This is a genomic window from Azomonas agilis (assembly GCF_007830255.1).
In the GTDB taxonomy this organism is placed as follows: domain Bacteria; phylum Pseudomonadota; class Gammaproteobacteria; order Pseudomonadales; family Pseudomonadaceae; genus Azomonas; species Azomonas agilis.
The window spans coordinates 84797-110219 of the sequence record NZ_VLKG01000002.1; the positions used below are offsets into that span (position 1 = coordinate 84797).

Genomic DNA, 25423 nt, shown 5'->3' on the forward strand with positions numbered 1-25423 from the left:
ACCCCAAGGCCCGCCGTCAATTTTAGAACAGTACCTTGGCTACATCGGCATAACGTTTGGCAAAGTGTACCGTTAAGCCTTCTTTCAGGTATTCGGGTAACTCCTCAAAGTCCCCTCGGTTGGCTTCCGGCAAGATCAGCTCAAAAATCTTCTGCCGCCGCGCCGCGATCACTTTTTCTCGTACTCCACCGATGGGCAGAACATGGCCGGTTAGGGTCAGTTCGCCAGTCATGGCTACGCCTTTTTTCGGTGCTTGGTTACGGGCCAAGGAAAGCAGGGCACTGGCCATGGTAATACCGGCGCTGGGGCCGTCTTTGGGCGTAGCACCTTCGGGGACGTGCAGATGCACAAAGGCTTGGTCGAAAAATTCGGGGTCGCCTTTATAGTCTCTCAGGTGCGAGCTGATGTAACTGTAGGCAATCTCGGCGGACTCTTTCATTACCTCGCCCAGTTTGCCGGTGAGTTTAAAGCCACGATTCAGGGTGTGGATGCGCGTAGCTTCAATGGGCAATGTAGCGCCCCCCATGCTCGTCCAAGCCAGTCCGGTAATCACGCCCACGCCAGAGAGCAGTTGCTCGGTACGAAACAGGGGTTTACCCAGATAGTCTTCCAGATCCTTTGGCCCCACCCGCACATTCAGTTCGGGATCGTCCAGCAATCTGATCACGGTTTTGCGAATCACTTTGCCTAGTTGTTTTTCCAACTGACGTACACCGGCTTCCCGTGCATAACCTTCAATAATGGTTTTTAGCGCCCCATCGTTAATACCAATCCGGTTTTTAGGTACGCCGGTTTTCTCCAGCAATCTTGGCCACAAATGGCGTTTGGCGATGGCTAGCTTTTCTTCCGCGATGTAGCCAGAGAGACGAATCACCTCCATGCGATCCAGCAGCGGGCTGGGAATGGAGTCTAGGGTGTTGGCGGTACAGACAAACAGCACCTTAGACAGATCCAGCCGCATGTCTAAGTAGTGGTCGAGGAACTCCACGTTCTGCTCAGGATCAAGGGTTTCCAACAAGGCTGAGGCCGGATCACCTTGGTAGCTAGCGCCGATTTTGTCGATTTCGTCCAGCATGATTACCGGGTTCATCACCTCAACCTCTTTGAGGGATTGCACCAGTTTGCCCGGCATCGCGCCGATGTAGGTACGGCGGTGGCCTTTAATTTCCGCCTCATCGCGCATACCGCCGACGCTAAAGCGGTAGAAGGGACGGCCCAAGGATTCGGCAATGGATTTACCAATGCTGGTTTTACCCACCCCAGGTGGGCCAACCAACAGCAGAATAGAGCCGCTGATTTCGCCTTTGAACGCACCTACAGCCAAAAACTCTAGGATGCGGTTTTTAATGTCCTCTAAACCGGCATGGTGCTTATCCAACACCTTACGCGCGCGTTTTAGATCCAACTTGTCTTTGCCGTACACGCCCCAAGGAACGCTGGTGGCCCAATCCAAATAGTTGCGGGTCACGGCGTATTCGGGGGAGCCAGTTTCTAAAATGGACAGCTTATTGAATTCTTCATCCAGCCGCTTTTGTACGGTGGGCGGGATGTTCTTACCCTCCAGACGAGCGCGGAATTCATCGGCATCGGCACTCTTGTCGTCTTTGGAGATGCCGAGTTCCTGTTGGATGATTTTGAGCTGTTCTTTGAGGAAGAATTCGCGCTGACGTTCGCCAATTTTGCGATCCACTTCAGCCGAGAGTTCTTTCTGTAGGCGAGCGACTTCTACCTCTTTACGCAGGAGCGGTAGCACCTTTTCCATGCGTTTGAGGACAGGGACACAGTCGAGAACCTCTTGCAGCTCAGGGCCAGGGGCGGTGGTTAACGCCGCCGCAAAGTCAGTGAGGGGAGAGGGGTCATTAGGACTGAAGCGGTTGAGGTAGTTTTTCAGCTCTTCGCTGTACAGCGGATTAAGGGGGAGTAGCTCCTTAATCGCGTTGATCAGCGCCATGCCATAGGCTTTTACTTCGTCCCGTGGATCCTCCTCACTGACGGGGTAGTCCACTTCGACCAAATAGGGTGGGCGACGACGTAGCCAACTACGAATACGCACGCGTGCCATACCTTGGGCCACAAATTGCAGCTTTCCAGCCTCACGGGTGGCATGGTGGATTCGAACCATAGTGCCGTGGGTAGGCAATTGATCAGGATCGAAGCTGTCGGCATCGCTGGGCGGGTTTTCCATATAGAACAGGGCCATGCGCTGGTGCGGTGTTTTGGCCACGCGTTCTAAGGTTTCGGCCCAAGGATCGTCATTGACGATAACCGGCAACACCTGTGCAGGAAAAAAGGGACGATTGTGAATGGGGATGATGTACAGCTTATCCGGCAAGGTCTGCTCAGGCAGAGCCAAGCTGTTGCTGGAGATCACCTCGGGTGTATCGTGTTTGGCCTCGTCGTGTTCAAGGCGGGTATCGTCGGTCATGCTGTACCTAATCTTATTCCTTGATTTACCCCTAGTAGTAAGGGGGATTTAGTGGGTTTTCAAGGGGGGGTGTTTGAGCGATAAGCATGTCGAGCGGTTTTTTTAGAGGCGATGATTAAGCTTTGATCTGGTTTGCGTTAAAGCCTATTTATCGTTAGGCCTTTTTTAGCCTGCTAGGATGAATATCCTCGCGTATCCGTCAGGTTTTAAAGTACAGCATCGTCACGAGCAATACTAAAAAAATGACAATTAATACCTGTATCCAGGTTGGTGATTTTCTGTTTTGTTTTGATAGGGCTCCTGAACCAGTAGAAAACATATATTTCTCGAAGTTAATTGCTTGATTAATAAGTAAATGGATAATTATACCGATTAAGGTATACTGTAATAAGTTTGGCGAAATAACGATACTCCATATGTAAAATACTTGATTTAACGTATTGCTTTCAGCACCAAGAGCTAGCAAAAAACTATAATTAATCTAGGGTGTAATGTATTTCCGAATACCAAAGTAGTAATGGGTATAATTAATGATGTAGCAGCCAGTTTAAGTATATAGGTAGTCATTGGTGGTTTTTCAGTGTGTATTATTATTGAGTTAGTAGATTTTTTAGTCTAAAAAACGAGTGGTCAACTGTTAGTGCTATTAATTAATAGGTTTCTCGTATAAGCAAATTTTCAGTTCTCTGATCCAGCGTCCACCAGCGTCAAGACACGTATCTATTGAAAAATAGTCAATAGTAAAAAAGACTAGCGCAGCGATTCCAGCCAAACTGAATAGTACTGTTAATATAATTGAGCGATAACAAATAAAAATACTACGAAAGTTCTGATTAAAGCTGAGTGTGCCAAGTAATGCTAAAAGAATGATAATAATATGCTTACCTCTCAGTTGATAGGTCAGTTTCACAGTTTACCTTGTAGTGATTCAATTGAATTACTCTGCAAATACCGCCCGGTACTGGCATCGTAATAGCGATGCCAGTTGTACCAAAGCCCAGACGCCACGTCGAAGCATTGGCCGGGAAATCCAATATGGAGCCCACCGAATTTTGGTTGTTACATTTCGATTATAGGCAAAGTTGCTGGCTCTCCAGACGATGGCTTGGTTTTGGTCAGTGATGGCTTCGGCATGGCCTAAGTGATCGTTGATTGAGACCATTATTGGCGTAGTAAGTGGTTCCACCGCTATGGGTCACACTGCTCATGCGATCAAAAGCATCGTAAGTGTAGCTTTGATTGCCGCCGTAGCCTGATTTGGCGGTGGTATTACCAAGGCTATCAAAGGTAAAATTCTTAGCTCGACTGCCGGTAATGGTAGGGATGCGGTTATTTCCCGAGTTGGGTACATAGTCATCCACCGCTCCACCCCAAGTATGGGTCTCGCGGTTGCCATTGGCATCAAAGGTCCAAGACTGATCCCCGGCAGAGGAGGTGACCGAACCTAAGCGTCCTACTTCGTCATAGCCAAACAGCTGCTGAGGTAGAGCAGCGTTAATGCTATTAGTGACCGCTGTAATTTGGTTATTGTTGTTGTAGCTAAAGCCAAGCCCTTGAATAGAGGGGCTGGAAATCCCAGTTAAACGATCGTTAGTGTCGTAGGAATATTGACGTACCACACCGTTGCCAAAGGTAACTTTATGGATAGGGCGCAGGGGCTGTTGCTCGATAGTAGCAATGGTTTTCTGAACCCCACCGATCAACCCGGAAACCTTACTGACTTGGCTCCAGTTGTTGTACTCGTAGGTAATTTTATTGCCACCGGGATAGGTCAAAGATTGCAGACGGCTGTAGCTGTCATAGGCGTAGGTAAGGGTGTAATTGACCCCATTGATCTTTGAAACCTGTGTCTTTAAACGGCCCGCTGTGTCGTAGGTATATTGGGTATTACCGCTAGCATCGGTGATGGAGCAGGCTTTCCCGGATATTCTCTTACACCTTTGAGCCACTCATGTATATGTGGGTGGTCTGCGCCTTGGTGAGGCTTATCATAATCTCTGATAGGTGTGCCATCTGATCCATACTCTCTTCCTTTCTGAAGATCTTCATCATATCCAGTCGCTGAGCATCAATCTGGGCATTGCAAATCCGCAGAGTTATGGGTGTAGGAACCTCAATTCTGCGGGTTTGCTCTTTTTTCTCAATGCCTTCACGACAAAACATCAACAGGCCTTACTAAAGCCTAAAATTAACAGTAAGATAATTTTTTATTTTTGGTTAACATATAGTTACCTTCATTTACATAGCCAATCTTACCATTTGGTAAGTGAATTTTATATATTTGGTAGTGCTTTGCATCAATACATTGTATTACTTGAACCTGCTGGTTTTTCTGTAACTCTATAATGGGTTTTTTAGAGGGCGAAGAAACAGCATCTGGTAATGTTTTATATATTGGTACAACACCATTTGCTATTAAAAATAGATCTTTTTCCTGAAAGCATGCATTTAATGAAAAAGCTAATATAATAAAAATTAATCTAAACATATTATTAGCGTGCCCAAGGAGCGTCATGACCGAAACCACGCTGAGGGCCGGGATAAAATGTTGATCCACCATAATATGGTGAGTTTAATAAGTCATCGCCTATATTGACCGGAAATAAAGAGTTGGAAATAGATCTACCTAGAACCTCTTTTAAACAAGCTTTGTGTGGGTCACCACAGTTATTTCTAATGGCACTATAGCCTCCTCGATCCCTTGCATAACATTTTTCAAGTTTTTGTTCTTGTCCTGGGGCTAAGTTTAGAATAACTCCCGCACCAGAGCGAAAAGTGGACTGCCGATTGGCATAATCTGAAGCGTTTGGATACTTAGTATCCCAGCCATTTGGTCCCCAAGAATAGCTTCTTCCATTCACATTTGCAGATACATGCCCAAAGGAGGATGCAGTCCAACCAAAGGGCTGCCAAATAATTACTTCAGTGTGTAGTCCAAATGAGTCAATAAAACTAATAGGATTAGCGTTCGCATAAGTATAAGAGCTGATGCCACCCCCCAACCCAATAGGATCACTCTGCAAATACCGCCCCGTGCTCGCATCATAATAGCGATGCCAGTTGTACCAGAGGTCTGATTCAGGGTCGAAGTATTGGCCCGGAAATCGCAGATGAAGTCCACCGAAAGTATCCATTTTAGGGACTTGGTTATAGGCGGTAAGGTCAGCTCTCCAGACGATGGCTTGGTTTTGGTCAGTGATGGCTTCGGCACGGCCTAACTGGTCGGTGTGGGCGTAGTAAAGAATGTTGTGACGCACCACGCCAATAAGTTCGCCGCCCAGCCAGAGGTATTGGGTGCTGATGGAGGTGCTGTTATGGCCGGTTTCTCCTAAGAGTAGGCCGCTGGAGTCATGCAGATAGCTGACGTTGCCGATGGGGCCAGCACCACTTTTACGTACCCGTTGATTGAGACCATTATTGGCGTAGTAAGTGGTTCCACCGCTATGGGTCACACTGCTCATGCGATCAAAAGCATCGTAAGTGTAGCTTTGATTGCCGCCGTAGCCTGATTTTGCGGTGGTATTACCAAGGCTATTAAAGGTAAAACTCTTAGCTCGACTGCCGGTAATGGTGGGGATACGGTTATTAGCTGTGTTCGGTACATAGTCATCTACCGCTCCCGCCCAAGTATGGGTTTCACGGTTGCCGTTGGCATCAAAGGTCCAAGACTGATCCCCGGAGGGAGAAGTGGCTGAAGCAAGGCGGCCGACTTCATCGTAACTAAACTGTTGGCTTAGAGGTGTATTGATGCCGTTGGTGATCGCCGTGATGTGGTTATTGTTGTTGTAGCTAAAGCCAAGCCCTTGAATAGAGGGGCTGGAAATCCCAGTTAAACGATCGTTAGTGTCGTAGGAATATTGACGTACCACACCGTTGCCAAAGGTGATTTTATTGATAGGGCGCAGGGGCTGTTGCTCGATGGTCGCAATGGTTTTCTGAACCCCGCCGATCAACCCAGAAACCTTACTGACCTGGCTCCAGTTGTTGTACTCGTAGGTAATTTTATTGCCACCGGGATAGGTCAAAGATTGCAGACGGCTGTAGCTGTCATAGGCGTAGGTAAGGGTGTAATTGACCCCATTGATCTTTGAAACCTGCGTCTTTAAACGGCCCGCTGTGTCGTAGGTGTATTGGGTGCTACCGCTGGCATCGGTGATGGAGCAGACTTTCCCTTTGCCATAGGAACATTGGTCATAAGCTAGGCTAATGCTTTGACTGTTGGCCGTTTGGGTTAGAGGGCGACCCAGAAGATCTTGGGTAAATACGGTGGTTTTGCCCGCGTTATCGTTGATGGAGTCAACATTACCCGCGGTATCGTAGTAATAGTGCGTTGGGCCTGTATCCGGTGAGTTTTGGTACACCTGATTACCCAAACCATCCCAAGCCAGAGTCCAGGTGTTGTTTTTGGGGTCAATGTACTGATCTAACTGGCCTAGGGCACTGTAGACAAATTGCTCCACGTAGGATGATGGGCCGGGGCCGGTTATTTTTTTCACTTCCCCGTTGGCGTTGTACTCGTAGGTAGTAACACGCCCCAATGCATCTTGGGCGGTTTTGATGTTGCCATTGGCATCGTAAACATAGGTGAGGATCGTAGCACCACTGGCATTAGTGGCGGTTTTAATACGCCCTAAGCCATCGTAGGTATAGCCTTCGCGGAAGTAGACCGTTTGCCCGCCCGCATCCGTGATGGTATGGCTGGTCAACTTATCTTGATTGTTATAGGCGAAACGCTCCACATAGTTAAGTGATATGTACTGTGTGCTTAGTAGACCAACTGCGTTATAGGTTTGGTACAGCTTAGTACCATCGGGATAAGTGGTTTGGGTCGGTTGGTTGAAGCCGTTATAAATATAACTGGTGGTGATTGGCGTGTTATTGATGATCAAAGATTCAGAGCTAATACGCCCCTTGGCATCGTAAACCAGTTGTTTGTTCAGCCCCACAGGGTCAACCACGGTCTGTGCCAAACCTAAACCATTGTGGTTAGAGAATTGGACGATATGCCCAGCCGCATTTTTGTAGCTAAGAACATCACCACTGCTTGAGTAGGTAGTAACGGAAGTGGCTCCAGACTCGGGGCCAGATTGGGTGATGGTTGCAGGCATGCCGTTGGCGTGAAAAGTATAGCTGTAATTAAAGGTGCGCGTTTGGTCTTGGATCCCCAGATTGGTTCGATTGATATTTTGGACGCTCTGGATGCGCCCGCGCTGTGCACTGGATGCGGGATAGTAGGTAAAGATTGTTTCCGACTGAGGTGTATCGTAGGTGTTGTAGCGAATGATCTTCGAAATTCTATGATCAGCGTTGTATTCGTTGACGGTTTTTCGGGCCTCAGAAGTACCTGCAGCAGTGACAAGGTGGGTTAGTTTCTTGTTGGTATAGGTGTAGTCGGTCTTATTGCCCAGCCAATCTAGCTCATAGTCCAGATCGGTGCCGCTGTAAAAGCGCCGTGCCGTAGCCGCTCCGCAATCGGGTACAGTGCGGCTGGTCGAAGTCATCTTGCCGCCACTGAAGTTATAGGTGACCGGGATACCGCCGGGGCCAGTTACGATGGTTTTGTTGCTGCCATAGGAGAAAGTATCTTTATTGCCAGACACTAGTCCGCTTTCGGTGACTCGGTTGGCAGAGTCCCATTTGTAGGTGCTGTAGCGAACGCCATCAATGGATATACCGCTTAAAAGCTCGGTTTTTTTGGGTGATTCGCCATAGTGGTAGGTTCGATTTCCCAGTCCCGATGGATAGGTGACTTTGCTGACCATAAAGTGGTAGTTAGGATGGTAGCTGCCGTCTGTATCTGGAGCGTGATGGTACTCGTAGTTGTAATGGTTCCCGTCACTATCAATCACCTTGATTACGTATCTTTCGTCCCACTCAAAGGAAACTGAACGCCCTCCGGTATGAATCACGTTTTGCAGACGGAAATAGCCGGGTTGGTAGTTGTAAGTCAGGCCGATACCGTGCCGGTCTTTTCGGGATAGGATACGTCCCGCCTTGTCAAAGATTGAGACCACGCCACTGTCTGCGGTGACTTCCCAACCGTTGGCCAGCCTTTTAACCTTATTACTGGCTGTCCCAGAGCCCGTCCATTGAGCAGTAGGATCGGCATATTCGTAGATTTTAGCGCCATCAAACAGCTCGATATTGGTCAGAGCGTAACCGTCTAGGCTTAAAGGGCAGTCCTGTACCTGTACGCTTCCTCCGGGCCCGTAGCCACACCAAGTATCGCTATAAGCTTCCCCATAGCTGAACTGTAGGCGTACATCGTAGTTGGAGCTCCATCCAGCACCGAACGACCCTCCAATGACTCCGTTTCCACCCGGCAAGGTAGCGTAATAGCGTGTTAAACCCAGCGAGGCCATAGTGCTTGGTGGTGTGGCTGCGGTATCTCGCTCAATGCTGTAATCGTACTCCAGCCCCGTAGCACCGGGCTCAGGGCCAAAGTCATGCTCTGCCTGTCGCTTGGTGCCATTAGCGATCACTACAGGTTTGCAGGTGACATCGTCAAATAGATAGCGCTGCCGATCTCGCTGTGCGCTGTTGATATAGGGCACAAAGACTTCAGAGCTCCAAGGGTCGGGTCTTTGGATGCCCAAACAGCCGGACATAGATAAGCCCGTGGCCCAATCCAGCGAGCAGCCATTAGATCGGGTGCCTGTGGCTGTTATTGAATCCAGTTCAAGGGCTTCTTGCGCCTGTGATAGCCCAGATTCCAGCATTAGCCCCAGAATTAAGGAAAAGATTAACCCTTTGACACTCATGTCTTTAAAGCTCCACAAAAATGATTGGCCGCATCGTTTCGATAAAATCATTGGAGTTAACGAAGGCAGGCTAAAAAGCAGGCGAATAGAAAGCCAATGACCTTATGGCTATTAGGTTTTGGGTGTATTTGCAGGTAGGCGCAGGAGTCGAGGCTTAACGAGAAAGCAGTTAAAGACGTGACTTGAGCAGCGAGTGTATGGCTTGAGGGTTTGCAACATCCTTGATCCTTTCCCAGCATTCAGCGGGGCTTCTATCCCTAGTGTTTGAGATGCTTATATTTAAATAATAATTATTTTTATTTGTAATAGACAGTATCTATCAAAAAAATACTACGTAAGTCTCAGTAAAACTAAGGGATCTTGGATTATTGGGTAGTGTGAACGGGTGGGTATAGCAAATCTTTGATGGTGGGTTATTAGCGATTTTGGCGAGTTCAAGTACTATTAATTGTTATTTTATAACATAATGAGTTTATCCTGAAATCTGCCCATTAATCGGAGTGACTGCATGAATACCCGCCGCCATCCCCTCAGTTTGGCCGTGGCTTTGAGCCTATTTTCTTTAGAGCCTGTCGCTCAAACTCTGGACTTAGAGGCCACGGTCATCAGCTCCAACCCTCTGGATAAGCAATCACAGGAAATGACCACCGCCGCTGGAGTGTTGGAAGGCGATGCGTTGATCAAACGGCGGGAGGCTACCCTTGGGGAAACCCTGCAAAGCTTACCCGGAGTACAGTCCAGCAGTTTTGGCGCTGGCGTAGGGCGGCCTGTGATTCGTGGGCAAAGTGGGGCACGGGTAAAAATACTCAGCGATGGAGTGGATGTACTGGATGCCTCCAACGTCAGCCCAGACCATGCTGTGACCACAGAGCCCTCGTTGGCGCGGCGTATTGAGGTGCTCAAAGGCCCAACCACCTTGCTGTATGGCGGTGGAGCCATAGGTGGTGTGGTGAATGTGTTGGATGAAAAAGTACCTACCTACATCCCTGAGCGCGGCTATGAGGGTACGCTTGAGCTGCGAGGCAATACCGTCGCCAACGAAGGCACGGGCGTATTTGGTCTCACGACTGGCGCAGGCAACTTTGCCCTGCGTTTAGAGGGTGTTAAACGCCAAGCGGATGATTACGAGATCTCAGGTTCGCCTAGCAAAGAAGAGGGTTCTTTTAACGACACCCACAGCTTTACCTTGGGTACGAGTTTTATCGGTGATCGTGGCTATTTGGGCGTGGCTTATACCCGGCAAGACAATCGCTATGGACTGCTGGCTCATCAGCATGCGGACTGTCACCAGAGTGGCATGAATTGGGCTTGTGGGGAGGAGGATGAAGACGAGCATGGTCATGAGGATGAGCACGACCATGAAGAAGAGGAAGAGGGCCATGATCACGACCATAGCGGTGGATTGCCTTTGGTGGATTTGGAGCAAAAACGCTGGGACTTGCGCGGAGAACTCAGCGACCCACTACCGGGCTTTGAGCGCGCGCGGGTGCGGGTAGGCTATACCAACTACCAGCACAAGGAGATAGAAGGCGGCACTGTGGCCACCCGTTTTGATAGCGATGCGGTGGACAGTCGCCTAGAGCTGACCCACAAACCTCTGTTCGGTTGGAAGGGTGTGGTGGGTTTGCAACACATGCGCCGGGATTTTCAGGTCGAGGGCGAGGAAGCCTATATGCCCAAGACCGTGACTCGTAACCATGCGCTCTTTATCCTAGAGGAATACACCCGAGGCGATTGGCGCTACGAATTTGGGTTGCGCCGTGAATGGCAAAGCATTAATGCAGAAGAGACCCGCGATACCAGCCATCAAGGGAACTCTTGGTCGGTGGGTACGGTATGGAATTTTGCTCCCGAATATGCACTGGGTTTGTCCTATGCACGCTCCCAACGCTTGCCCACGGCTGAAGAGCTGTACTCCAAAGGCCCACACGCGGCTACCCGTACCATCGAGTTAGGCAATGTGGACTTGGATGAGGAAACCTCGCGTAATCTGGAGCTGAGTCTGCGCAAATTTGAAGGCTCGACCACCTTTAGTTTCAGTTTGTATCGCAACGCGGTGGATGATTACATCAATCCAACCGATACCCGTGGGGATATTGGTAACGGATACCGTCAAATGGAATATCGGCAAGAAGATGCAGTCTTTACCGGCATGGAAGGAGAAATCCGCTTTCAGGTGCTGGAAACTGCAGGACTCACTCTGTTTGGCGATCGAGTACGGGCTCGGCTGCGCAATGGGGGTGGGGATTTACCTCGTATTTCGCCGGCTCGCTTAGGGGCGCGTTGGGAGCAGCGTTTTGGTTCGGCTTGGGATGGAGAGCTTGAGTTTTACCGCGTCAACCACCAGCACCGAACCGCTGATTATGAGCGCGAAACCTCAGGCTACAACATGCTTTCTGCGGGGCTGAGCTATACCGGCTATTGGGGCTTGGATAGCCAATATATGGTTTATCTGCGCGGCAATAACCTGCTGGACGAAAAATGGCGCAACCATGTGTCCTACATTAAAGACGATGTGGTGATGCCGGGGCGCAATCTAACCCTAGGGATGCGTCTGAGCTTTTAACTCAAAGCCTCCTCATCACCTTTAGAGTGAGAGGAGGCTTTAGTATTAAGCGATGGGTTGCAGATGCAAAGCTGTGGCTCTACGATCTTGAACCTGTACCACGTCTAAGCGCCATCCTGCATATTCCATCTGGTCGCCCGCTACAGGTAGGCGATCCAGCAGGGTGATGGTCAGCCCGGCCAAGGTTTGATAATCCTCGGTCGGGGTGGCATTAAAGGCGATCCGATCCCGCAACAAGGCCAGATTGACCGCACCGTTGACGCGATAGCCTCCTTGCCCATCCGCCTCGATATCGGGGCCGTCAATTTCGCTGGCATCCGGGAGTTCCCCGGTGATGCCTTCCAAAATATCCGTTAGGGTCAATAAGCCCTCAAAGTCCCCGAACTCGTTGATCACAAACGCAATGTGCGAAGACGAGGCCCGTAACTGCTCTAAGGCACCCAGCACCGAGATGCTGTTGGGCAGGTTGATCGGTGTGCGGATTAGGTTTTCTAAATCCACCGGCTGGTTGCTGAGAAGGCCGCGCAGCAACTCTTTTTTATGCACATACCCCAAGGGTTTATCTGGATGTTCTTGCTGGATGACTGGCAGACGCGAGTGAACGGACAGCGCTAAATGCTGATATTGCTGCTCCAGCGGCTGATCCAGCTTAATAAAGTCCACTTCACGGCGATGTACCATGATTTTCTGAACCGATTGCTCAGCCATATTGAGTACGCTGTGGATCATCAAGCGTTCGCGTCGACCGAAGAGTTGTCGCTCCGGTGCGGTTCCCACCAAGTCGGTGATTTCTTCGCCCATCTCATCGGTTTCAAACTTACCGCCGAGCAGACGCAATACCGCATGGGCGGTGCGTTTGCGCAGGGTGTGTTTGCCTTGCCAAGTGCGTTGCCGTCTAAAGCGCGTCCACTGGTTAAAGGCCTCAACCAGGATTGAGAAGCCGATAGCCGCGTACAGATAGCCTTTGGGAATGTGATAGCCCATGCCTTCAGCGGTCAGACTGAAGCCGATCATCATCAAAAAGCCCAAGCACAGCACAATGACGGTCGGGTGCGCATTCACAAACTGAGTCAGCGGCTTACTGGCCAGCATCATCAGGATCATGGAGATGATCACGGCGATCATCATCACCGGCAGTTGATCCACCATACCCACGGCGGTAATCACGGCATCCAGTGAGAATACAGCATCCAGCACAATAATCTGGGCCACTATGGGCCAGAAGCGCGCATAACCCTGTTGGCTATTGCCTTGCGTGGCGTGCCCACCCTCTAGGCGCTCGTGCAGTTCCAGAGTGGCTTTAAACAGCAGGAATAAACCGCCGCCCAGCATGATCAGGTCGCGCCCTGAGAAGGTCACGCTGCCAAAACTGATCAAAGGTTGGGTCAGGCTGACAATCCAAGCGATGCTGGTCAATAAGCCTAGGCGCATGATCAGGGCTAGGCTGAGGCCGATCAGGCGGGCTTTGTCGCGCTGCTCTGGCGGCAGTTTGTCGGCCAGAATGGCGATGAATACTAGGTTATCAATGCCCAGTACGATTTCTAAGGTAATCAGCGTCAGTAATCCCAGCCAGATGGTGGGATCGGATAACCATTCCATCAGCACGTCTCCTGCTCAGTGGCAACACAGGGGCAGACGAGGGCCAGACGGACAGTGGCTGAATGCGGCTGGGGCGAAATAAGGGAGAAAGCAAAAGGCGATGTATAGATTGAGGCCAAAAGACTGGGGGGTTTATCTATGTCGCTGTCCATAAAAACTCATACAGGAATAAAGAAGAGAAAAGCATAGAAGAATCTATGCATAATCCTAAACGGGGATTCGTTACCATTTTTTACCTGTAGTGTGGAGCGGTCGGGTATAGCGGTTTAAATTTCATTCCTAGGAGACCTTGTATGATCTTTTTTTATACCCCCTATAGCTGCTCTATGGCGGCGCATTTAGCACTGGAACAAACGGGCGTTGACTATGAAGCTCGTTTAATTGATTTCACCCAAAATGAGCAGCGTTCAGAGGCTTATCTGGCCATCAATCCCAAGGGACGGGTTCCAGCGTTGCAGACGGAGTGGGGGATCTTGACCGAAACGCCCGCGATTTTGGCCTTTATCAGTCAGCGTTTTCCAGAGGCCAAATTAGCCCCGATTGAAGATCCATTTCGGTTTGCCAAGGTTCAGGAGTTCAACAGCTACCTGTGCTCTACGGTTCATGTGGCCCATGCCCATCGTCTGCGCGGGTCGCGCTGGGCGGATGATCCTAAGGCGATTGAGTCTATGCAGCAGAAAGTGGCACAGAACATGACCGAGTGCTTCACGCTGATCGAGCAGCAACTGTTGACGGGCCCTTACGTCATGGGCGCAGACTACAGCATCTGCGATATGTATCTGTTTACCATTTGCCAGTGGTTGGAGCGAGATGGCGTAGACATCCGGCGTTTTCCCAAAGTAGAGCAGCTGTGCCAGCAGATGCTGGAAAATCCGGTGGTCGCGCGAATCACCGCCTTATATCAGCCCGCTAGCTAAACCTTTAGCGGGTTTTAGCGGTGCTGACCCCTTCAAGAGTAGCGAAAGACGTATCTTTAGCGGTGAGCAGAAAGTCACGCATAAAGGAAGCATCCAGCATGTCCGCACGGATGGCCGCATGCAGGGTGGCGAATAACCCCTGTTCTCCAAGGTGTTTGGCGGTGACATAACCCCGGGCGCTGTATTCATGCAGTGCCCAGTTGGGTAAACAGCACACCCCACGCCCTGAAGCCACCAACTGCATCATCATCACCGTCAGCTCTGAGGTGCGAACTTGCGCCGGTTCCACGTCAGCCGGGTCTAAAAAGCGGGTAAAAATATCTAAACGGTCGCGCTCAACCGGATAGGTAATCAGGATTTCGTCCTTTAAGTCTTGGGCTTGCACAAAGGGACGATGGGCCAGTGGATGCTGATTGGCCACCGCCAGCAGAGCCTCATAGGTGAATAAAGGAATATAGGTAATGCCCGGCAGTTCAATCGGATCAGCAGTGACTACTAAATCCAGATCGCCACGCGCCAGCGCTGGGAGCGGAGCGAAGGAAAAACCCGAGGCTAGATCCAGTTCCACTTCGGGCCAAGCATCGCGGAATTGATCAATGGTCGGCATCAGCCACTGAAAGCAACTGTGGCACTCAATGGCCATATGTAAACGGCCTGCTGTGCCTCCTGATAGGCGGGATAGATCCCGTTCCGCGCTGCGTAGTTGGGGAAGCAGGGTGTCGGCTAATTGCAGCAGACGCAGCCCGGCACTGGTAAAGCGAACTGGGCGCGTTTTGCGGATAAACAGTTGCAATCCCAGTCGATCTTCCAATTCTTTGAGTTGGTGGGAGAGGGCTGATTGGGTCAGGTGTAAGCGCTCGGCAGCCTCTACCAGACTGTCAGTTTCGCGTAGGGCATGAAGGGTTCTCAGATGGCGAATTTCCAGCATGCCACATACTCTCGCGATTGATCAGTAAAGCACTAGCATAACGGATTAGGGGTGAATCGGGGTGGCTAGGACTTTATCAATTCGCTGGCCGTCCATATCCACGATTTCAAACCGCCAGTTGTGCCATAGCACCTCATGGCCAGTGCTGGGAATTTGGCCTAAAAGTAAAACCAGCATGCCGTTTAGGGTGTGATAGCGGGCGGTACCGGCAGGGGGTAGGCGAGGGAGTTTTAGGCAATCTTGTAATTCAAGGATGGGCATTCCCCCGTCCAGCAGCCAAGAACCATCAGCGCGTTGCACTGGGCTTGTGTCATCGTTATGGCACGCGGCCAGGGTTCCGGTCACGGCTTCTAAAATATCTTGTATGGTGATTAGCCCCTCTAGCTCGCCGTATTCATCTACCACGAACAGGATTTGGGTGTTGTGGTTACGAAACTCCTTTAATACCTCTAGGGCGGTAAGGTTTTCCGGTACATAGACGCAGGTTTGCAGATGCTGGTTGTAATCCAGAGGCTTTCCCTGTGCTAAGCAGGCCAGTGCTTGTTTGATGTGAATAAAGCCCTGTATTTGGTTGAGGTTGCCTTCACACACGGGGAATCGGGAGTGGGTGGAGTCAATCAGTAGATTCAGGTTTTCCTCGGCTGATCTACGGGTATTGATGAATTTGATGTCCGCCCGAGGGGTCATCAAAGAGCCGAGTTGACGATCATCCAAACGAAAGACGTTGCGCACCATTTCGTGCTGCTGGTGCTCAATCACTCCACTTTGTGAGCCTTCATCCAGCAGAGCTTGGATTTCCTCTTCGGTGATACAGGGTTGCTGGCCCTGTTTAATCCCCATCAAGCGCAGCAAGGCTTGGGTGGAGGCAGACAGCAGCACCACAAAAGGACGGCCTAAAATGGCGAGAAGTTGAATGGGGCGAGCCACCATGCAGGCAATGGCTTCGGGACTCAGTTGGCCCAAGCGTTTGGGAACCAATTCGCCAAGCACGATGGATACATAGGTGATGCCCAGTACCACCGAAGCAGTGGCCACAATCTGAGCGGTATCCTCAGACAGGGTTAGCAGTTGCAGCCATTCGGCCAAGGGTTTAGCGAAGACAGCTTCTCCAACAATACCGCTTAGGATACCAATGGAGGTGATGCCAATTTGAATGGTGGACAGAAAGCCGGTGGGGTCTTCCCCCAACCTGAGGGCGATATGGGCAGCGGGATTGCCCTCAGTGGCTTTTTTGACCAGCAGCGCTTTGCGGGCGGACACTAAGGCAATTTCGGACATAGCAAACAAGCCGTTCAACATGATCAGCCCAAGCAGTATCAGTCCTTCCATAACCTAGGCTCCCCGTAGAAATACAGGCTTTGACTATAACCAATCAAAGCCTTGCCTAGGGTTTGCCTTTTGTTGCGAGCTTTGTGCTGAGGCGTTCCAAGTTAAGAACTCAGAAGCCAGAAAACAAAAAGGCCCACGCAATGCGTAGGCCTTTTTAATATGGTTGCGGGAGCTGGATTTGAACCAACGACCTTCGGGTTATGAGCCCGACGAGCTACCAGACTGCTCCATCCCGCGTCTGAGTGGGCGCATTCTACAGATAAAATTCCCGTTGTCAACAAACTTGCGAGTGGCGGGTTTTGTGAGGCCTAAAAGCAAAAAGGCCCACGCAATGCGTAAGCCTTTTTAATATGGTTGCGGGAGCTGGATTTGAACCAACGACCTTCGGGTTATGAGCCCGACGAGCTACCAGACTGCTCCATCCCGCGTCTGAGTGGGCGCATTCTATAGATAAAAAAGCTACTGTCAACGAAAAATAATTTTTACTCAAATACTTACATCAATTAGGACTGAAATAAGCCCCATACAAGGTCGTACAATACCTATTTTGACTTCGGAGAGGCTGATGGCGGTTGCTCTAGCACCTATGGAGGGGCTGGTAGATGCCCTGATGCGCGATTTGCTGACCCGCATGGGCGGTGTGGATTGGTGTGTTACCGAGTTTGTGCGGGTCAGTCAACGCGTGTTGCCGAATTCCAGCTTTCATAAATTGGCCCCTGAACTCACCCAAGGCGCTTGTACTCCGTCAGGTACTCCCGTGCATGTACAGCTATTGGGCTCTGAGCCTCGTTGGTTGGCGGAAAATGCAGCGGCGGTAGCGGCCTTAGGGGCTCCGGTGATTGATTTGAATTTTGGCTGCCCAGCTAAAACCGTCAATCAATCGCGAGGCGGGGCGATTTTATTGCGCGAGCCGGAGCTATTGCACGCCATTGTGCAGGCCGTACGCCAAGCGGTGCCAGATTCCATTCCCGTCAGTGCCAAAATGCGTTTGGGCTACGATCGACCTGAAGAGTCTTTAGACTGTGCTCAAGCCTTGGTGGAAGGCGGCGTGGCCTATTTAGTAGTGCATGCCCGTACCAAACAAGAAGGCTATCGACCCCCGGCCCATTGGGAGTGGATCGCCCGCATTCAGGAGCAGGTTTCAGTACCTATATATGCCAATGGAGATATTTGGACTTTGGAAGACTGGCGGCGCTGTCGGGCGATCACTGGGGTGGAGCATATGATGTTGGGACGGGGTTTGGTGGCGCGTCCTGATTTAGCCCGTCAAATCCAACAAGCACAGCAGGGGGAGACGATAGAGGCTTTGGATTGGTCAGGTATTTATCCCTTGGTGTGTGAGTTTTGGGCCCGTATTCGCCAGCGCTTAGGTACGCGTTATGCGCCCGGTTGTTTAAAGCAGTGGTTGGGCATGCTGGCTTGGACCTATCCTGAAGCCGCTGCTCTGTTTGCTCAGATTCGGCGGGAGCAACACTGTGAACCCTTGGATGTCGTATTCGGTTTCAACAGCCACCTTTTAACCGGACTGTCATCTAGCTGACAGACATACCCCAACGAACTATTTAGGGTATCCCCCATTGGTACTCTATGTATTAAGTTCAGGAACCTCTTATGAACCTAAGTCGTTATGTGCCCCTAGGGGTTTTAGCCTGTTTTCCGGCGGTCGCTTTCGCACATCCTGGCCATATGGAACAGGGATTTATGGCGGGTTTGCTGCATCCTTTGACCGGAATGGATCATCTGTTAGCCATGCTGGCCTTAGGCATTTGGGCTGCGTTGCAGAAAGGATCTTTGCGGTGGGCCTTACCCCTGACCTTTTTAGGTGCACTCTCGCTGGGTTTCGTCATGGGGCATAGCGGCTGGACACTACCACAGGTGGAAACAGGGATTAGTCTCTCGGTGCTGCTGTTGGGACTTTTAGTGGCCGCAACGGTACGTTTACCTGCGTTTATCGCCCTGGCATTAGCCGCTGTTTTTGCTCTATTCCACGGTTACGCCCACGGATTAGAAGCAATCGGTAGTGTGCAGAGCTTTGCGGCAGGCTTCTTGCTGGCCAGTTTAGGTTTGCATCTGATCGGTGTTTTGCTAACCCTAGGCTTACAAAAACACCAACCTGTGGTGACACGCATTCTTGGGGCTTTAGTAGCCGCCAGTGGTGCTTTGATGGTAGTCGCAGCTTAAAAGAGCGGTAGCAACCGCCTAAGTGACTGAGCCTGTGCCTATAACATGATGAGGAAGACGCTGTGTCTAAAACCATCTTCACCATTCCTGAGCGCTGCGTGGCGTGCAAATCCTGCGAGCTGGCCTGTGCGGTAGAACATTCCTGTTCTAAAACCCTAGTCGGTGCCATGATGGAAAACCCACCACCTCAGCGCCGTATCAATATTGAGTCCGTGGGAGCCTTTACCTATCCCTCGCGCTGCCAGCACTGCTCTGAGGCTTCTTGCGTTTCTGCCTGTCCCACCGGGGCCATGCAACGCGATGCCCATGACGCAGTGTTTTCCGACTCCGACAAGTGCATCGGCTGCTGGATGTGCGTAATCGTCTGCCCCTTTGGCGGCGTGACGGCAGATCAAAGCAGCAAAAAAGCCTTGAAGTGCGACCGCTGCCCCGACCGTGTAGCCAAAGGCGAAGCGCCGGCTTGCGTCTCGGCCTGCCCGACTCAAACCCTGCTGTATGTCACCCCAGAAGAGTTCGCCACCGAACGCCGTAAAGCCACCGCCAAGGCGGCCTTTGCTAACAGTGAGCCAACCGCCCAGCCCAATGGCATGGATATCCTGCGATCCTTGAAGAGAGCTAACTGATTATGGACCAAAGCATCCTCCCCGTGATTGAGACCGCCCTGCTCAAAGTCGCCCATGACAAGGGTTTTGAAACCGCCCGCGACCGTTTGGAGGCCATGAGCCCCCAATGCGGCTTTGGTGAGCTGGGTACGTGCTGCCGTATTTGTTACATGGGCCCGTGCCGGATTGATCCCTTTGGTAACGGCCCTAAGACCGGCATTTGCGGCTTAACCCCCGATGCCATGGTCGCCCGCAATCTGCTGCGCGACACCGTGGGCGGTACCGCTTCCCACGTTGGCCATGCGCGCCATGTGCTGCTGACCCTGCGCGATACCCTGAACGGCAAAGCACCCTACCAAATCAAGGGTGTATCCAAGGTCATGGCGCTGGCAAAAACCTTTGACGTGCCGACCGAAGGCCGTGAGGTCAACGACATCTGCCGCGATCTGGTCAACATCGCCCTAGAGGACTTTGGCCGCCAAGACGAAGAGCCCAACAACTGGCTCAGCAAGCGCGCGCCACAAGTTGAGCAAGAGATGTGGAAAAACCTGGGGCTGATGTACTCCAACCCCCACAACGAAATCGAAACCGCGATGCATGCCACCTCCATGGGCAACGATGCCGACCCCATGTCGATGATGTTGCGTGTGTTGAAAATGAGCCTAATCGACGGCTGGACGGGCCTGACTCTCACCGTTGACCTGCAAGACATTCTGTTCGGTGTGCCTGAAATTGCCGTCACCGAAGCCGCCGTCGGTGTACTGGAAGAAAACAGCGTCAACATCGCCGCCCACGGCCACAACCCCGTGCTGTCAGAAAAAATTCTGGAGTGGGCCGCCAAACTGGAAGGCCAAGCCCGCGATCTGGGCGCGGATGGCATCAACGTGGTCGGCGTGTGCTGTACCGGCAACGAGCTGAGCATGCGCCACGGGGTACGCCTCGCCGCCCACAACTCGCAAACCGAGCTGATTTTGGCTACCGGCGCGGTGGATGCCATGGTAGTGGACATTCAGTGCATTTGGCCGCAACTGGCCCAAGTGGCGAAGTGTTTCGACACCGCCTTCATCACCACCGACGCCATGGTGCGCATCCCCGATGCCATCCACATTCCCTTTGAGCCGCACCACGCCGACGACAGCGCCAAGGAAATCGTCCTCAAAGCCTTGGATGCCTTCCGCCGCCGTAAGGGCAAGCCGGTCGATATTCCGCAGCTGAAAAGCCAAGCCGTGGCCGGTTTGTCGGTGGAAGCCATCATCAACCTGCTGTCCAAACTGAATGCGGAAGATCCGCTCAAACCGGTTCTGGACAACGTGGCCAATGGCAATATTTTCGGCTTCGTGGGCGTGGTGGGTTGCTCCAGCATCAAGTTCCGCGACAACGCCATGACCGAAGAAATGGTCAAACACCTGCTGCGCCAAAACGTGTTGGTTCTGACCACCGGTTGCACCGCCCACATCTGCGCCCAAGACGGCCTGATGACCAGCGAAGCCACTTACCGTTACTGCGGCGACGGCCTGAAAACGGTGTTGGAAGTGCTGGGCAAAGCCGCCGGTCTGGACGGCCCGCTGCCACCGGTGTGGCACATGGGCGCTTGCGTGGATAACTCACGCATCGTCGATCTGATGGTGGCCTTGGCCGAGCGTCTGGGCGTGAAAGTCGGCCAACTGCCTGCGGTCGGTTCCGCGCCAGAATTGGTACAGGAGAAAGCCGTGTCCATCGGCGGCTCCTTCTTGGCTTTGGGCGTGTCCTGCCACATCGCCCCCGCACCGAAGATTCTGGGTGGCCCGATGGTGACTCAGCTCTTGACCGAGGGTCTGCAAGACATTCTCGGCTCCGTGGTACGGGTTGAACTGGAACCCAAAGCGGCTGCCGATTGGATGGTGGCTCATATTGCGGAAAAACGCACCGCGCTGGGTCTGTGAGGATCGGCCGATGAAGATACTCATCATCGGCAACGGGCCAGCCGCCATCTCGGCGGCTGAAACCCTACGCGCGCAGGATAAGGGCTGCGAAATCGTCCTGCTGTCCAAAGAATGCGTGCCCTTCTACTCGCCCTGCCCCTTGGCTGAGTATGTGGAAGGCACAGTGTCGCGGGAACGTCTGTTCCTGCGCGCGCCCGACTTTTACGACCAGTTAGGACTTCAGATTCACTACGGTCAGGCCGTCACGCGCATTGATTCAGCGGCGCGCCAAGTCTGGGCCGGCGATCAGGCTTTTAGCTACGACCGTCTGCTGCTGGCGCACGGCTCCAAAGCCTTTGTGCCGCCCATTCCCGGATTGGCCGGTACTCAAGGCGTGTTCGAGCTGAAAACCCTAGCCGATGCCGAGGGCGTTCTGGCACGCATTCCCCAAGCTAAACGCGCGGTGGTGATTGGCTCCGGTTTTATTGGGTTGGAAGCGGTGCAGGCGTTGGTGCATCACGGTTTGCAGGTCACGCTGCTGGAAGCGCAAAACCATGTGCTGCCTTCGATGCTGGATCGGGAAATGGCCGACATCGTAGAACAGCAACTCATCCAACATGGGGTGATCGTCAAAACCAACCACTTGGCCGAGCGCGTGTTGAGCAATGCTCAGGGCGTATGCGGCGTGGTAGCCGGCGGCGAGGAAATCCCCTGCGAGTTGCTGATCTGTGCCGCCGGAGTACGCGCTGATTTGTCCCTGCTGGAAGGCAGTGGCATTGCCAGTAATCGCGGCATTCTGGTGGACGAACGGATGCAAACCAATGTGGAGGGCATCTACGCAGCGGGTGATGTGATTGAGCGCCCTGATGCGCCCGACAAACACCAAGTACTGCCCAACTGGCCCAACGCTGTGACCACAGGTCGAGTCGCGGCGCTGAATATGCTCGGCATTCCGCGCCGTCATCCGGGCTTGGAAGCGGTGAACGTGGTGCGGGTGTTTGGTTTGCCCATTGCCTCCTTCGGCGTGCAACAGAGCGAGCAGGTGTTGCGCTGGCACAACGGCCAAGGTGCGGTGCGGAAGGTGCTGGTCAGCCAAGAGCGCATCGTCGGTGGAATGCTGGTGGGCGAAGTCAATGGCACCGGCGTTTTGCATGAGCTGATGAAAAAAGGCGTCAATGTCGCCAAATTCGGGGAGCGTTTAACTCATCCCGGCTTCGGCTATATTCACAGCATGGAACCTCTGAGGGCCATCCGATGGGCTTAAAAATCGCCATTAGCGGCAAAGGCGGCGTGGGTAAAACCACCCTTACCAGTTTGCTGGCCGCTCACTATGCGGCGCAAAATCGTCGGGTGTTGGCCATTGATGCCGATCCTTCCCCCTGCTTAGGCCCCGCCTTGGGCTTTACCCATGAGGATTTGCAGTACCTGCGGCCCATCTCAGAAATGGGGGATTTGATCGCCGAGCGTACCGGTACCTCTACTGGTGGTGTGTTCAAAATGAACCCCAAGGTGGCGGATATTCCCGACCGCTTTGCCGCCCAACGTGACAACATTAAGCTGTTGCTGCTGGGCGCGGTACAGCAAGGCGGCTCCGGCTGTATCTGTCCGGCCAGCGCTCTGCTGAAGCAACTGGTACGCCATACCCTGCTGGAGCGGGACGAAGTGGTGCTGCTCGACCTCTACGCCGGCGTGGAACACCTAGGCCGCGCCACCGCTGATGCCGTGGATGTGATGCTGGCTGTCGCCGAACCCACCCACCGCAGCTTAGGCACAGTGCGCCAAGTACAGGTGCTGGCCAACGATATTGGTATTACGCAGGTCTTATTGGTGGGTAATAAGCTCAACGGCCCAGAGGACGAAGCCTTCTTCGCCGAGCACGCCAGTGATTTGCCGCTGGCTGGTTTTATCAGCCAATCAGCAGCGGCTATGGTGGCGGATCGCTCAGGAAAACCCTTGTACGATCTTTCCCCAGAGCTGGCCCAAGAGGTGGCTCGGATTGCTGCCGCTATTGAAGCCATCGCACCCGCTTCTTCAACCACGGAGTAACCGCCATGTGTGAAGACTGTCATTGCAGTGACCTAAAACCCAATACCCGCTCAGTGTTAAAGCCTCGGCAAGGGCGGCCCTATATCCATATTGATGGCAGCGTGCGCTATCAGCCCATTCAGAAAGAGCAGGAGCCCGTATCGAGAGCTGATACTTTAGAGAACGGGGAGGTGGGTAAGCTTTAATTGCTGCATTCAAGCTCCGAGGTTGGAGTAAATGCGTTGCAGTCCCTGTGGAATCGCAACGCATCCCTGTGCGCTCCAGGCGCTGGAACCTTACATATCGTGATCGGAATGATCATCTTCGGTTGGGGTTTGACCGATGATTTCGATCTCAGTGATAGGCTCTGGCAGTTTAATCACGGTTTTGGAGTTGGTGGTAGCCTCATCGCTGGATACGAAAAAGTATGCTATATCCCGTCGGGAGGCACCGTTGTCGAGGTGGTTTTCCCAGTAATCAGCTCCCTCTTGATCTGGTGTGCGGTATAAGGCTTTTTCATAGAGCATGTTTACGAACTGGCTGTTACTGAGTTCGCCGTGGGTGGTGGAGTATTCCTCTGAGTTTAGGAAACCATCAATAACTTCCAGTGGATTGGCACCCTTATCCAATGTATCCAACCAGAATTTGGCACCATCCGCATCGGGAGCTCGTCCAAGCAGCACTTCATACAGACGCATAGCGGCGGCATCCTCAGTATCATCAGTAATGACGAGGCTACCACCGGTGCCAAAGCTAATGATTTCAGTATCAAACAGGGTAGTGACCGCAGAGCTGGTGGTGTTGGTGATCTGTACGCTGCCATCTTCTAATACGTGATGGCTGTAGTTTTCACGAGCACCCGCCAAGCGTACGGTGTCGATGCCGTCGCCTGCATAAATACTGTCATTACCTTTGCCTGAGGCAATGGTGTCGTCACCGGAGCCGGTATACACCAGATCGTTGCCTTCACCGCCTTCCACTATGCTGTTGCCATTACCCCACATAGTGATGCTGTCATTGCCCAGACTGCCGACCACAATACCGCCCGCATGGTAGTTGATCACTTGATCGGGGTAGGTTTGCGTCCAGTCAATTTGGCTTTGTGGGGTATAGGCATTTTCAAACGCCAGCACCTTGCTGCCCAGCAAAACCGCATCCGGGATATTGGTCGAGTCCGTTACTAACAGCAGGTCGGGAGAGACTCCGGCGGGCGCTTGTAGGGTTTCACCATCCCAGTGGGCGACATAAAACTCGCTGGTACCTGAGGGCAATACTGTGGCATGGATGGAGCCTCGAATGGCAATCGGGGATACCGACATGGTGGGGTGCAGGTTTTGGGCGACAGTATTGGGGCCGTTGTAGTTAAACGCCATGATGATCTCTCCTGATGTGTGTTATGGGAGGTTATGCAGTGGTTTGGGACTAGCGACTCTGGGTGTTAAAAGAGATGGCAATGGACACCTCCATAGCGCGCGGCGGAGGTATAAAAGGAGCACTGGCTGAGGCGGCCTGTAGTGCATGACGGTCGAGGGCGGGATGTCCGCTGCTGCGGGCGATGCGTAACGAGCCGGATAGGATTGAACCGTCGGCAGCGATGCGAAAACTGATCACCGGAATGCCCTGACTGCCATCCCGCCGCGCCTCGCTGGGATAGATCAGGTTGCTTTGAATCAAGCGGCGAATGGTCTTTAGATATTGCTTGATCAGGTCGGCTTGTTGCGGCTGATGCGCGATGCTTTGTTGCATGTGCGCCTGCTGTTGCCCTTGGCCCGAATCGGTGCTTTCCTTTGTGGTTACTGGCGTAGCGGTGGGTTGCTTCGAGGTTTTTTCGGGTTTTTTCGCCACCGGCTGGGGTTTTTCCTGCACTTGAGGGCGCGCTGGTTTGTCGGGAATAGGGGTAGCCGAGGCTTTGGGAAGTGGGATGGCGTTGGGTTTGGTCACTACCACTTTGGGAGCGGGTGGTTGCGCTTCCCTTGGCTTGCTGGGCTCCGGTGTTGTATTGGGTTTGGAGGCTTCCTGAGTGCTGGTTGCAGCCTTTTGTGCATGGGTGCGGGAACCTGCCGAGCTTTGCTCGATTTGGCGCTCGGCGATAATGCCCTGAATCTCGATCACTAACCGATCTTTGGTAGGTGGTTGCACGGGGGTTGGCTGGTGCAGGATCAGAGCGGCCACGGCTGCGTGCATGCTCA

General features: G+C 52.4%; 19 protein-coding genes and 2 tRNA genes. 9 read left to right on the forward strand and 12 right to left on the reverse strand.

What is annotated here, in order from left to right; genetic code table 11:
• Nucleotides 1–22: 22 nt before the first annotated feature.
• The 5 genes from lon to LX59_RS02760 form a co-directional block, all read right to left on the reverse strand.
• Complete coding sequence (gene lon / locus LX59_RS02740) at nt 23–2425, reverse strand: endopeptidase La (protein WP_144570323.1); 2403 nt, start codon at nt 2423–2425, stop codon at nt 23–25.
• Between the two features lie 906 nt (nt 2426–3331).
• Entirely contained in the window at nt 3332–3460 is a 129-nt protein-coding gene (locus LX59_RS16115) for an RHS repeat-associated core domain-containing protein (RefSeq protein WP_144570668.1), read from the reverse strand.
• Nucleotides 3461–3540: 80 nt separating this feature from the next.
• Nucleotides 3541–4374, reverse strand: coding sequence for an RHS repeat protein (locus tag LX59_RS02750; protein WP_144570324.1), 834 nt, complete (start codon nt 4372–4374; stop codon nt 3541–3543).
• A gap of 239 nt (nt 4375–4613) precedes the next feature.
• Nucleotides 4614–4913 (reverse strand): GW dipeptide domain-containing protein, encoded by a 300-nt coding sequence (locus LX59_RS02755; protein ID WP_144570325.1) that lies wholly within the window; start codon nt 4911–4913, stop codon nt 4614–4616.
• A 4-nt stretch (nt 4914–4917) separates the two neighbouring features.
• Nucleotides 4918–9186: an RHS repeat domain-containing protein gene (locus tag LX59_RS02760; protein WP_170234322.1), complete on the reverse strand. Its 4269-nt coding sequence runs from the start codon at nt 9184–9186 to the stop codon at nt 4918–4920.
• A 508-nt stretch (nt 9187–9694) separates the two neighbouring features.
• Here LX59_RS02760 and LX59_RS02765 point away from each other — a divergent pair.
• The gene (locus LX59_RS02765) at nt 9695–11752 is read left to right on the forward strand and encodes a TonB-dependent receptor (protein WP_144570327.1); all 2058 of its coding nucleotides are present in this window, start codon (nt 9695–9697) and stop codon (nt 11750–11752) included.
• A gap of 45 nt (nt 11753–11797) precedes the next feature.
• On the opposite strand, the gene LX59_RS02770 is transcribed toward LX59_RS02765, so the two are convergent.
• The gene (locus LX59_RS02770; protein WP_144570328.1) at nt 11798–13351 is read right to left on the reverse strand and encodes a TerC family protein; all 1554 of its coding nucleotides are present in this window, start codon (nt 13349–13351) and stop codon (nt 11798–11800) included.
• A 293-nt stretch (nt 13352–13644) separates the two neighbouring features.
• Between LX59_RS02770 and LX59_RS02775 the strand changes: the two genes are divergently transcribed.
• Entirely contained in the window at nt 13645–14268 is a 624-nt protein-coding gene (locus LX59_RS02775) for a glutathione S-transferase family protein (protein ID WP_144570329.1), read from the forward strand.
• A 4-nt stretch (nt 14269–14272) separates the two neighbouring features.
• On the opposite strand, the gene metR is transcribed toward LX59_RS02775, so the two are convergent.
• The 4 genes from metR to LX59_RS02795 form a co-directional block, all read right to left on the reverse strand.
• A complete protein-coding gene (metR, locus tag LX59_RS02780; RefSeq protein WP_144570330.1) occupies nt 14273–15196 on the reverse strand; it encodes a transcriptional regulator MetR in 924 nt (307 codons plus the stop codon).
• 45 nt (nt 15197–15241) lie between these two features.
• Nucleotides 15242–16525, reverse strand: a complete 1284-nt coding sequence (locus tag LX59_RS02785) for a hemolysin family protein (RefSeq protein WP_144570331.1) — start codon at nt 16523–16525, stop codon at nt 15242–15244.
• Between the two features lie 160 nt (nt 16526–16685).
• Nucleotides 16686–16762, reverse strand: a tRNA-Met gene (locus LX59_RS02790).
• Between the two features lie 114 nt (nt 16763–16876).
• Nucleotides 16877–16953: transfer RNA gene (locus LX59_RS02795), tRNA-Met, on the reverse strand.
• 137 nt (nt 16954–17090) lie between these two features.
• Here LX59_RS02795 and LX59_RS02800 point away from each other — a divergent pair.
• The 7 genes from LX59_RS02800 to LX59_RS02830 all read left to right on the forward strand — a co-directional run bounded on the left by LX59_RS02800 (nt 17091) and on the right by LX59_RS02830 (nt 23440).
• Nucleotides 17091–18065 (forward strand): tRNA dihydrouridine synthase, encoded by a 975-nt coding sequence (locus LX59_RS02800; RefSeq protein ID WP_144570332.1) that lies wholly within the window; start codon nt 17091–17093, stop codon nt 18063–18065.
• A gap of 71 nt (nt 18066–18136) precedes the next feature.
• Nucleotides 18137–18706 carry a HupE/UreJ family protein gene (locus tag LX59_RS02805; RefSeq protein ID WP_144570333.1) on the forward strand — a complete coding sequence of 190 codons (570 nt, stop codon included), beginning with the start codon at nt 18137–18139 and terminating at the stop codon, nt 18704–18706.
• 62 nt (nt 18707–18768) lie between these two features.
• Nucleotides 18769–19329 (forward strand): 4Fe-4S dicluster domain-containing protein, encoded by a 561-nt coding sequence (locus tag LX59_RS02810; RefSeq protein ID WP_144570334.1) that lies wholly within the window; start codon nt 18769–18771, stop codon nt 19327–19329.
• A 2-nt stretch (nt 19330–19331) separates the two neighbouring features.
• Nucleotides 19332–21230: an anaerobic carbon-monoxide dehydrogenase catalytic subunit gene (gene cooS, locus LX59_RS02815; protein ID WP_144570335.1), complete on the forward strand. Its 1899-nt coding sequence runs from the start codon at nt 19332–19334 to the stop codon at nt 21228–21230.
• A 10-nt stretch (nt 21231–21240) separates the two neighbouring features.
• The gene (locus tag LX59_RS02820; protein WP_144570336.1) at nt 21241–22473 is read left to right on the forward strand and encodes an NAD(P)/FAD-dependent oxidoreductase; all 1233 of its coding nucleotides are present in this window, start codon (nt 21241–21243) and stop codon (nt 22471–22473) included.
• Nucleotides 22464–23255 carry an ATP-binding protein gene (locus LX59_RS02825; protein WP_144570337.1) on the forward strand — a complete coding sequence of 264 codons (792 nt, stop codon included), beginning with the start codon at nt 22464–22466 and terminating at the stop codon, nt 23253–23255. The genes LX59_RS02820 and LX59_RS02825 overlap by 10 nt, the downstream gene beginning before the upstream one ends.
• Before the next feature lie 5 nt (nt 23256–23260).
• A complete protein-coding gene (locus LX59_RS02830) occupies nt 23261–23440 on the forward strand; it encodes a hypothetical protein (protein ID WP_144570338.1) in 180 nt (59 codons plus the stop codon).
• 90 nt (nt 23441–23530) lie between these two features.
• Here LX59_RS02830 and LX59_RS02835 read toward each other — a convergent pair whose 3' ends face one another.
• Nucleotides 23531–24607, reverse strand: a complete 1077-nt coding sequence (locus tag LX59_RS02835) for a DUF4214 domain-containing protein (RefSeq protein WP_144570339.1) — start codon at nt 24605–24607, stop codon at nt 23531–23533.
• 49 nt (nt 24608–24656) lie between these two features.
• Nucleotides 24657–25418, reverse strand: coding sequence for an energy transducer TonB (locus LX59_RS02840; protein WP_246118673.1), 762 nt, complete (start codon nt 25416–25418; stop codon nt 24657–24659).
• Between the last annotated feature and the right edge of the window lie 5 nt (nt 25419–25423).

Coding starts and splice junctions, on each gene's coding strand:
- LX59_RS02755 (WP_144570325.1), bottom strand. CDS start 4,913: ATGTTTAGATTAATTTTTATTATATTAGCTTTTTCATTAAATGCATGC.
- LX59_RS02775 (WP_144570329.1), top strand. CDS start 13,645: ATGATCTTTTTTTATACCCCCTATAGCTGCTCTATGGCGGCGCATTTA.
- LX59_RS02760 (WP_170234322.1), bottom strand. CDS start 9,186: ATGAGTGTCAAAGGGTTAATCTTTTCCTTAATTCTGGGGCTAATGCTG.
- metR (WP_144570330.1), bottom strand. CDS start 15,196: ATGCTGGAAATTCGCCATCTGAGAACCCTTCATGCCCTACGCGAAACT.
- lon (WP_144570323.1), bottom strand. CDS start 2,425: ATGACCGACGATACCCGCCTTGAACACGACGAGGCCAAACACGATACA.
- cooS (WP_144570335.1), top strand. CDS start 19,332: ATGGACCAAAGCATCCTCCCCGTGATTGAGACCGCCCTGCTCAAAGTC.
- LX59_RS02840 (WP_246118673.1), bottom strand. CDS start 25,418: ATGCACGCAGCCGTGGCCGCTCTGATCCTGCACCAGCCAACCCCCGTG.
- LX59_RS02820 (WP_144570336.1), top strand. CDS start 21,241: ATGAAGATACTCATCATCGGCAACGGGCCAGCCGCCATCTCGGCGGCT.
- LX59_RS02800 (WP_144570332.1), top strand. CDS start 17,091: ATGGCGGTTGCTCTAGCACCTATGGAGGGGCTGGTAGATGCCCTGATG.
- LX59_RS02765 (WP_144570327.1), top strand. CDS start 9,695: ATGAATACCCGCCGCCATCCCCTCAGTTTGGCCGTGGCTTTGAGCCTA.
- LX59_RS02835 (WP_144570339.1), bottom strand. CDS start 24,607: ATGGCGTTTAACTACAACGGCCCCAATACTGTCGCCCAAAACCTGCAC.
- LX59_RS02805 (WP_144570333.1), top strand. CDS start 18,137: ATGAACCTAAGTCGTTATGTGCCCCTAGGGGTTTTAGCCTGTTTTCCG.
- LX59_RS02770 (WP_144570328.1), bottom strand. CDS start 13,351: ATGGAATGGTTATCCGATCCCACCATCTGGCTGGGATTACTGACGCTG.
- LX59_RS02785 (WP_144570331.1), bottom strand. CDS start 16,525: ATGGAAGGACTGATACTGCTTGGGCTGATCATGTTGAACGGCTTGTTT.
- LX59_RS02830 (WP_144570338.1), top strand. CDS start 23,261: ATGTGTGAAGACTGTCATTGCAGTGACCTAAAACCCAATACCCGCTCA.
- LX59_RS02825 (WP_144570337.1), top strand. CDS start 22,464: ATGGGCTTAAAAATCGCCATTAGCGGCAAAGGCGGCGTGGGTAAAACC.